This window comes from Chromohalobacter marismortui (assembly GCF_004364315.1).
Lineage (GTDB): Bacteria > Pseudomonadota > Gammaproteobacteria > Pseudomonadales > Halomonadaceae > Chromohalobacter > Chromohalobacter marismortui.
Map to the genome: position 1 here is coordinate 1 of NZ_SOBR01000017.1, position 11,466 is coordinate 11,466.

At 60.7% G+C, this 11,466-nt stretch carries 12 protein-coding genes; 7 read left to right on the forward strand and 5 right to left on the reverse strand.

Going from position 1 to position 11,466, the window contains the following annotated elements; genetic code table 11:
• On the forward strand, positions 1–60 hold a 60-nt coding region (locus C8E00_RS16880), incomplete at its 5' end, for an IS3 family transposase (RefSeq protein WP_133698526.1).
• 84 nt (positions 61–144) lie between these two features.
• Here the strand turns inward: C8E00_RS16880 and trxA are convergent.
• Positions 145–468 (reverse strand): thioredoxin, encoded by a 324-nt coding sequence (trxA, locus tag C8E00_RS16495; RefSeq protein ID WP_133698614.1) that lies wholly within the window; start codon positions 466–468, stop codon positions 145–147.
• A 259-nt stretch (positions 469–727) separates the two neighbouring features.
• On the opposite strand from trxA, the gene cysB reads away from it, so the two are divergent.
• Positions 728–1,699, forward strand: coding sequence for an HTH-type transcriptional regulator CysB (gene cysB, locus C8E00_RS16500; protein ID WP_133698615.1), 972 nt, complete (start codon positions 728–730; stop codon positions 1,697–1,699).
• 78 nt (positions 1,700–1,777) lie between these two features.
• Here cysB and C8E00_RS16505 read toward each other — a convergent pair whose 3' ends face one another.
• The 4 genes from C8E00_RS16505 to pabB form a co-directional block, all read right to left on the reverse strand.
• Positions 1,778–2,398 carry a phosphoadenosine phosphosulfate reductase domain-containing protein gene (locus C8E00_RS16505; protein ID WP_133698616.1) on the reverse strand — a complete coding sequence of 207 codons (621 nt, stop codon included), beginning with the start codon at positions 2,396–2,398 and terminating at the stop codon, positions 1,778–1,780.
• 166 nt (positions 2,399–2,564) lie between these two features.
• The gene (locus C8E00_RS16510; RefSeq protein ID WP_133698617.1) at positions 2,565–3,347 is read right to left on the reverse strand and encodes an ABC transporter ATP-binding protein; all 783 of its coding nucleotides are present in this window, start codon (positions 3,345–3,347) and stop codon (positions 2,565–2,567) included.
• Positions 3,344–4,402 carry a FecCD family ABC transporter permease gene (locus tag C8E00_RS16515; protein ID WP_243833218.1) on the reverse strand — a complete coding sequence of 353 codons (1,059 nt, stop codon included), beginning with the start codon at positions 4,400–4,402 and terminating at the stop codon, positions 3,344–3,346. The genes C8E00_RS16510 and C8E00_RS16515 overlap by 4 nt, the downstream gene beginning before the upstream one ends.
• An 8-nt stretch (positions 4,403–4,410) precedes the next feature.
• Positions 4,411–5,796: an aminodeoxychorismate synthase component I gene (pabB, locus tag C8E00_RS16520; protein WP_133698619.1), complete on the reverse strand. Its 1,386-nt coding sequence runs from the start codon at positions 5,794–5,796 to the stop codon at positions 4,411–4,413.
• 123 nt (positions 5,797–5,919) lie between these two features.
• Here pabB and C8E00_RS16525 point away from each other — a divergent pair, with 123 nt between their 5' ends.
• The 5 genes from C8E00_RS16525 to prpD all read left to right on the forward strand — a co-directional run bounded on the left by C8E00_RS16525 (position 5,920) and on the right by prpD (position 11,283).
• Positions 5,920–6,795, forward strand: coding sequence for an alpha/beta fold hydrolase (locus C8E00_RS16525; RefSeq protein WP_133698620.1), 876 nt, complete (start codon positions 5,920–5,922; stop codon positions 6,793–6,795).
• Positions 6,796–6,925: 130 nt separating this feature from the next.
• Positions 6,926–7,675, forward strand: coding sequence for a GntR family transcriptional regulator (locus C8E00_RS16530; protein ID WP_133698621.1), 750 nt, complete (start codon positions 6,926–6,928; stop codon positions 7,673–7,675).
• A complete protein-coding gene (gene prpB / locus C8E00_RS16535; protein ID WP_133698622.1) occupies positions 7,672–8,553 on the forward strand; it encodes a methylisocitrate lyase in 882 nt (293 codons plus the stop codon). The genes C8E00_RS16530 and prpB overlap by 4 nt, the downstream gene beginning before the upstream one ends.
• A 70-nt stretch (positions 8,554–8,623) precedes the next feature.
• Positions 8,624–9,751, forward strand: a complete 1,128-nt coding sequence (gene prpC, locus C8E00_RS16540; protein ID WP_133698623.1) for a bifunctional 2-methylcitrate synthase/citrate synthase — start codon at positions 8,624–8,626, stop codon at positions 9,749–9,751.
• 47 nt (positions 9,752–9,798) lie between these two features.
• Positions 9,799–11,283, forward strand: a complete 1,485-nt coding sequence (gene prpD / locus C8E00_RS16545) for a 2-methylcitrate dehydratase (protein WP_133698624.1) — start codon at positions 9,799–9,801, stop codon at positions 11,281–11,283.
• Positions 11,284–11,466: the final 183 nt, after the last annotated feature.

An 11,466-nucleotide genomic window follows, 5' to 3' on the forward strand; every position in this document is an offset into this window, starting at 1 on the left:
CAGAGACTAAAGGGCCTGAGCCCCGTGCAATACAGGACTCAGGCCATGGTCGCCGATTAAGAGAACTAACCGTCCAACGATTGGGGGTCAGTTCAGTTGGCGCGGGGCGTTATGGGAGGTGCTTCAGCGCTGGGCGTGTGCCGCTCAGGCGTTCTGATCGATGAACTGGGTCAGCTGCGACTTGGATTGTGCACCGACCAGGGAAGCAACCTTGGCCCCTGACTTGAACATCATCACCGTTGGAACGCCACGCACGCCTTGCTCGGAGGCGATTTCCGGTGCGTCATCGACATTGATGCTGACGACCTTGAGACCATCGGCCTTCTCGTCGGCGACTTCATCGACGACGGGCGCCATCATCTTGCAAGGGCCGCACCACGGTGCCCAGAACTTGAGCAGCACAGGCTTGTCGGCGTTGACGACTTCCTGTTCGAAGTTCGCGGAGGTGACATCGACATTGTTAGCCATTACGAATCTCTCCAGTATTCTGTTGCGCTTTTGCGAGCGTAGATGAGGCGATGGTAGCCGCTGACCATGGCCGTGGCAAATGCCCCATCGGTATGGTGACAATAGCGTCAGCTTATCATGATGGCGATTTTCCACGCACCTCCAAGTAAGCTATTGCCAAGGTGTCGGGCCCTCTTCTACTCTCGCACCATATGCTTTAAAGTAATCACAAAATTAAATTTTATGCCATAAAAGATTGTCAGGTCGGGAGACATCGCTCATGAAACTCCAGCAACTGCGCTATATCTGGGAAGTGACCCGGCATAACCTCAATGTCTCCGCCACGGCGCAGAGCCTATTCACTTCGCAGCCGGGCATCTCCAAGCAGATACGCTTGCTGGAAGACGAGCTGGGCGTGGAAATATTCGCGCGTAGTGGCAAGCACCTGACCCGTGTCACACCTGCCGGCGAGGCGATCATCGAGCTGGCCGGCAAGGTGCTGCGCACCGTCGACAATATCAAGCATGTCTCGCAAGAGCACAGCGACGAGCGGCGCGGCAGCCTATCGATCGCCACGACCCATACCCAAGCACGTTATGCGCTGCCACCGGTCATTCACGAGTTTCGCCAGAAATACCCCGACGTCGCGTTGCACATGCAGCAGGGCACGCCCAAGCAGATCGCGCAGATGGTCAGCGAAGGCCAGGCCGACTTTGCGATCTGCACCGAGTCTCTGGATCTTTTCACCGACTTGGTGCTGTTGCCATGCTATCGCTGGAACCGCTGCGTGCTGGTCCCACAAGATCATCCTTTGGCGTCGGTGGAAACACTGACGCTCGAAGCCTTGGCCGAGTATCCGCTGGTGACCTACCTGTTCGGTTTCACCGGCCGTTCGCAGCTCGACGACGCCTTCAAGGCGCATGATCTGACGCCCAACGTGGTACTTACCGCCGTCGATGCCGATGTCATCAAGACCTACGTGCGCTTGGGCCTCGGCGTGGGTATCGTCGCGCACATGGCGGTGGATCCGGTCGTCGATCGTGATCTGGTGGCGCTCGACGCCAGCCATCTGTTCGAAAGCTCGACGACCAAGATCGGCATTCGCCGTGGTACCTTCATGCGCGGTTTCATGTTTGATTTCGTCAATCGCTTCGCCCCGCATCTCGATCGCGATAGCGTCGAAGCCGCGTTGGCCGCGGGGCCGCGCCATGAGCAGGTCCTCTTCGAGGGAATCGAACTGCCGGTACGCTGAAAAGCAGCCTGAACCTACGAGAATGCCGATGCCTCATAGGCGCGGCATCGACAAGTCGCGGATCTTGGGGCCATACGCCTAGTGCTGAAGGTGCAGTCCGCACTCGCGCTTGTCTTCTACCTTGGTGGGGTCGAAGTAGTCGAAGTTGTTGGGCAAGTCGTGCTTCTGCAGGTACTGATACATGTCCTTGGCGCTCCAGTGGAGCACTGGCGCGACCTTGATCAAGCCATCCTGGTTGATCGATACCGGCTGCATCTGAGCGCGTTCGGTGGTGTCCTCGGCGCGCAGTGCGGTCAGCCAAACACGCGGTGCGGTTTCGCGTAGTGCCCGCTGGAAGGGTTCGAGCTTGACCTCTTCGGTGAATGCCTCATGACGCGGGTCGTCGATGCTCGGAAATTCCCCCTCGACGGCGTCGCGATGTGCGCGTGAGCGGCGCGGATGATAGATCGTCAAGTTGAGGTTCAACTGACGACTGACCTCTTCGGCGAAGCGGTAAGTGGCCTCGGTATTGTAACCGGAGTCCATCCAGACCACGGGAATGTCCGGCTGGACTTGCGTGATCATATGCAGGATCACCGCCTCGAAGGGGCGGAAGTTGGTGGTGCAGATCGCCTTGCCATCGAGCGCGAGTGCCCAGCGAACCAGCGCCTCCGGGTCGTGACCAAGCTCGCGATTGATGGCGTCGATATCGAGCGACATGATGATCTCCTGTGGAAGGTGGCGTGAAGCCTGTCGACTTCGACGAATGGCCATACCCTAGCAAACGGATGAAACGATCCCCCAATATCGATTGGTTCGAAGCTTATATGCCTTTAATGAAGGCAGTCATTGTCCTTTTAGAACCTAACTGCATGAACGTTGGCGGTCATCGCCCCAGGGAATGAATCGCTGTGAGCGGGGTGATGCGGGGCGGCTCGTCGTCCGGCCATTCGATATGTGCCTCGATGGCATAAACGTCACGTAGGCGGGCATGGGTCAAGACATCGCCGGGCGCACCGCTGGCGGCGACACGGCCTGCCTTGAGCATCCATATACGCCGGGAAAAACGCGCCGCCAGACCCAGATCGTGAATGGCGATGACGACGATGATATGGCGCTCCGCCGCCAGGAGGGTCAGCCAATCGAGTACTTGCAGTTGATGATGCAGATCCAGCGCACTGGTCGGTTCGTCGAGCAGCAATAACGGCGGCTCGCGCGTCACGGCTTGCGCGATGGCGACTCGCTGTCGTTGACCGCCCGAGAGCTGGCTCAAATCGCGCTCGGCCAGGGGCTCCAGCTCCAGCGCCTTGAGTGTCGCCTGCACCTTGCGTAGCGCCCGTTCATGCGGCTCGTGAATGCGGGTGCGGCGCGCCAGCAACACCGCCTCGAACACGCTAAGTACGGCGCGTGAGCCGAACTCTTGCGGTAAGTAATAAAGATGTCGGGCACGCTGTTCGAGCGATAGCGATGCCAATTCCTGGCCATGCAACATGAGCGAGCCGTTGGCGCGTTGGAGCCCGGCGACGGCCTTGAGCAGTGTCGATTTTCCGGCACCGTTGGGGCCGATCAGTGCGGTGACCTCGCCGGGCTGTGCCTCGAGACCGGCGATGCCCTCGAGGATGGAGATGCCACCCACGCGGCAATCGAGACGTTCGAGTCTGAGCGTCATCCCCACATCTCCTTGCGGCTGCGCAGAATCAGCGAGACGAAAAACGGCAGCCCGATGAGTGCGGTGAGCAGACCGATTGGAAGCAGAATGCCCGGCACCAGCGTTTTTGAGAGGATCGAGGTGACGGACATGATCAGCGCGCCGCTGAGGGCGGACATGGGCAGAAAGACACGCTGGTCCTCGCCGACCAGCAAGCGCGCGATATGCGGGCCCACCAGGCCGACGAAACCAATCGTCCCCACGAAAGCCACGGCGGTGGCGGCCAACAGCGAACAGCACAGCAGGATACGCAGCCGCAAGCGCCCGACATCGATACCCATGGCTTGAGCGTGAAGATCGCCCAGACGCAGCGCAGTGAGCCGCCAACCGGCATGGATGAATACCGGCAGCGTCACGCAAAGTGCCAGGGTCGCCAGGCCCACCTTGCTCCAACTGGCCTTGCTGAGGCTGCCCAGTGACCAGAACACCAGTTGCTGCAAGGCCTCTGCGGAGGCGACGTACTGCATCAAGCCGAGCATGGCATTGAAGAAGAACATGATGGCGATGCCCATCAGCACCAAGGTCTGCACGTTGACACCGCGCAGGCGACTGACGCCCCAGATGAATAGCGACGCGGCCAGCGCCAGCAGGAAGGCGTTGCCGGTGACCAGCAAGGTGTCGGCGAAGGGCACGATGCCCACGCCGAGCGTGATGGCAAGCGCTGCACCGACGCTCGCCGCCGAGGAAATGCCCAGCGTGAACGGGTCGGCTAGAGGGTTGTTGAGAATAGTCTGCATTTCGGCGCCGGCGAGCGCCAGGCTGACACCGACGACGATGGCCATCAACGCCACCGGTAGACGAATGTTCCAGACGATGATACGCATTGCTTCCGGCGCTTCGCTCGGCGCGACGAGCGTCATGAAGACATCGCGTAACGGATACTGGCTGGGGCCGGTCGCGATGTCGATGATGACCATGGCGAGCGTCAGCAAGGCAACGCCGAGGATGAGACGACGCTGGCGACGACGGCGGATGCGATAGCGGCTGATGCTATCGGTAACGAGGGGCTCAGGCATGGCGGATGTCATTCGCTCAGGATACGCGATTCATTGCACTCAAGAGACGCATCGGCGCCGAGTGCGTCCATCAGACGCGAGATCTTGGCCAGCGTTTCCTGGTACTCGGCTTCCTCATCGGAATCCGCGACCAGGCCGCCGCCACCCCACAGATGGAGTTGACCGCCTTCCGCGACGGCGGTGCGGATGGCGATGGAGGTATCCATGCGACCGCGCGTGTCGACATAGCCGATGCTGCCGCAGTACACGCTGCGGCGGCTGGGCTCGAGGCCATCGATGAGCTGCATGGCGCGGACCTTGGGCGCACCGGTGATCGAGCCGCCGGGAAAGGCGGCCCCGAGAAGGTCCAGCGCATGCCGTGTCGCGTCGAGCTCACCGGTGACCACGCTGACCAGGTGGTGGACGTTGGCGTAGCTCTCCAGGCGGCATAATTGAGGGACACGGACGCTTCCCGGCTGACAGACGCGTCCCAGATCGTTGCGTAACAAGTCGACGATCATCACGTTCTCGGCGGTATCCTTGCGGCTGTCGCGCAGTGCTCGGGCGTAGCGTCGATCCTGGATGGGGGTGCTGCCGCGCGGCCGGGTGCCCTTGATGGGGCGCGTTTCCACGCGCCCCTCGACGACTTCGAGGAAGCGCTCCGGCGATAGCGATAAAATGCCCTTGTCGTCCCAGGCGAGATAGGCGCCATAAGGCGTCGGTGTGGCGTGGCGCAGCCGCCGATAGGCGTGCCATAAGTCGCCTTGGTAGTGAGCGCTGAAACGCTGGGCCAGATTGATCTGGTAACAGTCGCCGCTGCGGATGTAATGCTGCACGGCCCGAAAACGCTCACCGTAGGCGGCCCGGTCGAGTTCGCCCTGAAAGGGAGAGCGCAATGCGAATGCCGGGGTGGGGGCTGGCGAGGTGCGTAACCATGCCTGCGCTTGGGTGCGGCGTGCCGGCGTGGCCACGAGCCAGGCGCGACGGGCATGATGATCGTGGATGATAGCCCAGTCGTAGAGGCCGACCCGGCTGTGAGGTAGCGTGACCGCCTCACGTGCATGACCCGTGAAGGTCTCCAGATGGCGCCCGAAATCGTAGCTCCAGTAGCCGATCAAGCCGCCCAGAAACGGCAGCTCGCTCGTCACATCGGCAGTGGGAAGGCGTTCTAGCAAGGCATGCTGAGCGGCGAGCGGCTCGTCGGGAAGGTTTGCCACGTCACTGGTGACCCGGCCGTCTCGATCGACTTCCAGCCACGCGATGGGGTCGCTGGCGAGGATGTCGTAACGTCCGCCGGGGGCCGCTGGAAAGCCGCTGTCCAGTAGTACGGCACCGGGACGATGGCGCAGGCGCTCGAAGCGTGTCAGCGGATCATCGTGGTAGGGCAAAGGCGTCAATTCGAGTGTCGGCATCAATACAGGTTTCCTGTCGCGAGCGGCTCATTTTAGGCAAGCTGGCCGGATTTGTCCGCCCGAGAGGGTGGGCGGATAATGACGGCCATTCAACACCTGATGGGCGCGACACAGAGGATGACGAAGATGACGGCGTCGCCGGACGAGGACAAGATGCAGCAAGGCACGTTGGCACGCCCGGGTCAGCAATGTCACTGGCGGCGCCTCGATCGCCGATCCGGTGAGGGCAATGTCCTCATGCTGCATGGTGCAGGGGTGGCGGCCGAGCAGACCTGGGGGCCCATGATGTCACACCTCGACGCCTGGCGAACGTTGCTGATGCCCGATTTACGAGGTATGGGGGCGACGCGTGAGGCGGATGGCCACGAGCGGCCGTTCTCGCTGGATGAGGTCGTCGACGATGTCGATGCCTTGCTCGACGCCCAGGCTATCGCTTACTGCGATGTCATAGGCTATTCGTTTGGTGGGCTGGTGGCGATGCGCCTCAAACAGCGCCTGGGGGATCGCATCGGGCGCACGTTTCTGCTCGAGCCGGCGCTTCTGGAGCGCGAAGACCATGCCACCATGGTGCGAGTGCGCGCTGGTTATGCCGACGCGGCGCGAGCCATCCGCGAGGCGTCGACACCGGAAACGGGCATCGTCGCTTTTCTGGATTTGATTGCGCCACACCGCACGCGCAACCCGCGGGCCGAGCGCATGATGATACGGCGTCTCGCACATCGCCCTCTAGGATTTGCCAATGCGCTGGATTGCGTGACCGATGCCGTTCGACATCTCGATCGTGACGTCTTGCTCGCGGCGCAGAGTAATGTGACGAGTGTCGTGGGGGGAAAGAGCCTCTCTGCCATGCACGCCTATCATGCGATATTGGCGCAGCGTCGACGCGACTGGCGTTACATCGAGCTGCCGGGCACCGATCATTCCTTGCCGTTTCAAAAACCTCGGCGACTCGCTGCTTTGTTGCAAGAAGTGTCTACGCTTGAAACAGGTGGACGCGATTGATTGTCGACAATATGCTTGACACTGACTATCGCTCATACGGCGAAAGATGTAGAAGTGTCGGGATTTAAGCGGTTGACCCTTTTTAATGAGCTTACTAAAGTAAGGCTAATTCTTTATTGTCGACAATTTTATGACGCATCCGCCTTTTTTTCAGAACGACTATCCGCATGACGACGTCCCCGAGGTGCGTACACTCGCTGAGCGCGTCTTCAACCAGCTCCAGAGTGCCATCGTGCGGGGAGAGTTGGCGCCCGGTACCAAGATCACCGAGCCGGGTTTGGCCAAGGCGTACGGCATTTCACGCGGCCCCTTGCGTGAGGCGATGCGGCGTCTGGAAACTCACCGCCTGATCGAGCGCATTCCGCATGTCGGTGCGCGCGTGGTCAAGCTCTCCATGCGTGAGCTATTGGAATTATTCGATCTGCGCGAAGCCTTGGAGAGCATGGCGGCGCGCCTGGCGGCACGCCACATGACGGCGTCGGAAATCGCCGGGCTGCGTGATGTGTTGGCGATTCATGAGCGGCAGGAGGACCTGCAGCGCGACGAAGCCTATTTCCAGCGCGAGGGTGATCTGGATTTTCATTACTGCATCGTGCAAGGCAGCCACAATCGCATGTTGATGACCATGCTCTGTGATGATCTTTATTACCTGGTGCGTCTTTACCGCACGCAATTCAGTGCCAGCGGCGCGCGTCCGCAACGCGCCTTCGTCGAGCACCATCGTATCGTCGATGCCATCGAGGCCGGCGACGAGGAGCTCGCCGAGTTGCTGATGCGCCGCCACGTCAGTGCCTCCCGAGAGAACGTCGCCAAACACTATGCCGAGACGCTCGAAGGCGAGCCCCATTCGGCCGATTCCGAGGAGAAGTCGACGTCATGAGTCATCCCACGCCTGGTACTCGTTTCCGCGCCGCGCTCGACGCGCATCGGCCCTTGCCGATCGTCGGCACCATCAATGCCTATACGGCGCTCATGGCCGAAAAGGTCGGGCATCCCGCGATCTATCTTTCCGGAGGTGGCGTCGCCAATGCGTCCTTTGGCTTGCCCGATCTGGGCATGACCACCATGAACGATGTGGTCGAGGATGCTCGGCGTATTACGGCGGCCTCGGAAACGCCGCTACTGGTGGATATCGATACCGGCTGGGGCGGGGCATTCAATATCGCCCGCACCATTAAAGAGATGCAGCGCGCGGGCGTGGCGGCGGTGCACCTTGAGGATCAGGTCGCGCAGAAGCGCTGCGGTCATCGACCCAACAAGGCCATCGTGTCCAAGGCGGAGATGGTCGATCGGATCAAGGCCGCCGCCGATGCGCGCCTGGATGACGATTTTTATTTGATCGCACGCACCGACGCTTTCCAGAAGGAAGGGCTGGAAGCTGCCATCGAGCGAGCCAATGCCTGTCTCGAAGCCGGTGCCGATGCCATCTTTGCCGAGGCCGTGCATAGCCTCGAGGACTACCGTGCATTTTGCACCGGCGTCGGTGCGCCGATCCTGGCCAATATCACCGAGTTCGGTGCCACGCCGTTGTTCACTCAGCAGGAGCTGCATGACGTGGGTTGCCGCATGGTGCTGTATCCGTTGTCGGCCTTTCGTGCCATGAATGCCGCGGCCCTCGAGGTGTATCGCAGCATTCACGACAATGGGCATCAGCACGATGTTCTCGACAAGATGCAGACGCGTGATGAACTGTACGAGTTTCTCGACTACCACGCCTTCGAGCGCAAGCTGGATGCCCTGTTCGACGAGGACCAGTAAGCGTTCGATGTAGCTGCTCGCGATCAGCCTAAGACAACGACGCTAACGATCTGGCACAAGGAGGCTCGCCATGGCGGATAACACGCCTACCAGTACCGGCTTGCGTGGCATGAGCGCGGGCAGCACCGCGTTATGCACTGTGGGCAAGGACGGCTCGGGACTCACGTATCGCGGTTACGATATCCATGATCTCGCCGAGCACGCCCGCTTCGAGGAAGTGGCATACCTGCTGCTCAAGGGGGCATTGCCGACACAAGCCGAGCTCGACGCCTATGTGGCGACGCTCAAGGCGTTACGTGGCCTTCCCGATGCGCTCAAGACGGTGCTCGAACAGCTGCCTGCCGATACGCACCCGATGGATGTGATGCGCACCGGCTGCTCGGTACTCGGCAACCTCGAGACCGAAGCGAGCGTCGGTGAGCAACAGGCGCACTCTGACCGCATGCTCGCGGCGTTTCCGTCGATCATCAATTACTGGTACCGCTTCAGTCACGAGGGCGTGCGCATCGACACCGAGACCGATGACGACTCGGTAGGCGGGCATTTCCTGCACCTGTTGCACGGCAAGCCGGCCTCGGCGTTGCATGCCCGGGTGATGAACGTGTCGTTGATTCTTTACGCCGAGCATGAGTTCAACGCCTCGACCTTCACCGCGCGCGTGTGCGCCTCGACGCTATCGGATATTCATTCCTGCGTGACCGGGGCCATCGGCTCGTTGCGCGGTCCGCTGCATGGCGGAGCCAACGAAGCGGTGATGGCAATGATCGAGGACTGGCAAACGCCGGAAGAGGCCGAGCGTGCGCTACTGGGCATGCTCGAGCGCAAGGAAAAGATCATGGGCTTCGGGCATGCGATCTATCGCGAATCCGACCCGCGCAATGCCATCATCAAGCGATGGTCGAAGCGTCTCGCGGAGGATGTGGGCGATACGCATCTCTATCCTGTCTCCGAACGTGTCGAGGACGTCATGTGGCGGGAGAAAAAGCTCTTTTGCAATGCCGACTTTTTCCACGCCAGCGCCTACCATTTCATGGGCATTCCCACCAAGCTGTTCACCCCGATCTTCGTGTGCTCGCGCCTCACCGGCTGGTGCGCCCATGTCGCCGAGCAGCGCGAGAACAACCGCATCATCCGGCCCAGCGCAGATTATGTGGGGCCTGAAAAGCAGGAATGGTTACCGATCGAGCAGCGTCAATAATACTGGCTTCGAGCTTCGAGCTTCGAGCCTGACTTCAAGGAATCAACATGAGTGCCAACGTCGAACAGAACCAGCGTCCTGACTACGATCCCGAGCTGCAGGCGATCGCCGATTACGTGCTGGAATATCGTGTCACCGGTCGGGAGGCGCTGGAAACCGCCCGCTACTGCTTGATGGATACACTGGGATGCGGCTTGTTGGCGCTGCGCTTTCCCGAATGTACCAAACATCTGGGGCCATTGGTCGAGGGGACCGTTGTGCCCCACGGTGCGCGGGTGCCGGGTACTCAACTGCGTCTCGACCCCGTCAAGGCGGCTTGGGATATCGGCGCCATCATTCGTTGGCTGGATTACAACGACACTTGGTTGGCGGCGGAGTGGGGGCATCCCTCGGACAATCTGGGGGGAATCCTGGCGATGGCCGATCATCTATCGCAAAAGCGCGTGGCCGAAGGCGAAGCCCCGTTAACCGTGCGTGATGTGCTCGAAGCGATGGTCATGGCGCATGAGATTCAGGGTGTACTGGCGCTAGAGAACTCGTTCAACCGGGTCGGGCTCGACCACGTCGCCCTGGTCAAGGTGGCCTCGACGGCGGTAGTCGCCAAGTTGATGGGGGCGGATCGCGAGCAGTTGCTCGCCGCGCTGTCGCATGCCTTTGTCGACGGTCAGAGCCTGCGCACTTATCGGCATGCGCCGAACGCCGGCTCACGCAAGTCCTGGGCAGCGGGTGATGCAACCTCGCGTGGCGTGCGCCTGGCGGATATCGCCATGCGTGGCGAAATGGGGATCCCCGGTGTGCTGAGCGCACCGCAATGGGGTTTCTACGATGTGCTGTTCACGAAGACCAACAAGGACCAGCAGCTCAAGCCGGAAGAAGATCGTCGCTTTCATGTCAGTCAAAGCTACGGTTCCTATGTCATGGAAAACGTGCTGTTCAAGATCAGCTTCCCTGCAGAGTTTCATGCCCAGACCGCCTGCGAGGCTGCCGTGACGCTGCATCCTCAGGTCAAGGACCGCCTGGACGACATCGACAGAGTCGTGATCACGACCCATGAGTCGGCGATTCGTATCATCTCCAAGGAAGGGCGTCTGGCCAATCCCGCCGACCGCGACCATTGCCTTCAGTACATGACGGCCGTCCCCTTGATATTCGGAAGCCTGGTCGCTGAGCACTATGAGGATGCTTTCCATGCGGCACACCCAGTCATCGATCAATTGCGTGACAAGATGGAAGTCGTCGAGGACGCGCGTTATAGCCGTGAGTATCTCGAGGCCGATAAACGTTCCATTGCCAACGCGATACAGGTGTTCTTCAAGGATGGCAGCAAGACCGAGCAGGTGGCCGTAGAGTATCCCGTCGGTCACCGTCGGCGCCGAGCGGAAGGCATGCCATTACTGGAAAGGAAATTTAAGAGTAATCTTGCGACCCGCTTTGCGTCGCGTCGTTGCAACGAAATACTGGCACTGTGCGCGGATCAGGCGCGCCTGGAAAGCACGCCGGTACATCGTTTCGTCGATCTTTTCGTGATCTGAGAAAAACCTCTTGCGTTCACGGCGCTGTATCCGTAGAGTACGCATCCGCTGCCGGCGACGGGCTTCGTGGCCGGCGGTGTGAAGGTGGCGCAAGTGACTGACTTGCTTGAGATTTCCAGGTTCGCCTCGAGGCTTCTCGCTTGACAGTGACGCCGAATTCGGTAGAATGCGCCGCACCTCGAA

Excerpts from the sequence above, each read along its gene's own strand:
- trxA (WP_133698614.1), bottom strand. The coding sequence starts at position 468 with ATGGCTAACAATGTCGATGTCACCTCCGCGAACTTCGAACAGGAAGTC.
- cysB (WP_133698615.1), top strand. The coding sequence starts at position 728 with ATGAAACTCCAGCAACTGCGCTATATCTGGGAAGTGACCCGGCATAAC.
- C8E00_RS16505 (WP_133698616.1), bottom strand. The coding sequence starts at position 2,398 with ATGTCGCTCGATATCGACGCCATCAATCGCGAGCTTGGTCACGACCCG.
- C8E00_RS16510 (WP_133698617.1), bottom strand. The coding sequence starts at position 3,347 with ATGACGCTCAGACTCGAACGTCTCGATTGCCGCGTGGGTGGCATCTCC.
- C8E00_RS16515 (WP_243833218.1), bottom strand. The coding sequence starts at position 4,402 with ATGCCTGAGCCCCTCGTTACCGATAGCATCAGCCGCTATCGCATCCGC.
- C8E00_RS16525 (WP_133698620.1), top strand. The coding sequence starts at position 5,920 with ATGACGGCGTCGCCGGACGAGGACAAGATGCAGCAAGGCACGTTGGCA.
- C8E00_RS16530 (WP_133698621.1), top strand. The coding sequence starts at position 6,926 with ATGACGCATCCGCCTTTTTTTCAGAACGACTATCCGCATGACGACGTC.
- prpB (WP_133698622.1), top strand. The coding sequence starts at position 7,672 with ATGAGTCATCCCACGCCTGGTACTCGTTTCCGCGCCGCGCTCGACGCG.
- prpC (WP_133698623.1), top strand. The coding sequence starts at position 8,624 with ATGGCGGATAACACGCCTACCAGTACCGGCTTGCGTGGCATGAGCGCG.
- prpD (WP_133698624.1), top strand. The coding sequence starts at position 9,799 with ATGAGTGCCAACGTCGAACAGAACCAGCGTCCTGACTACGATCCCGAG.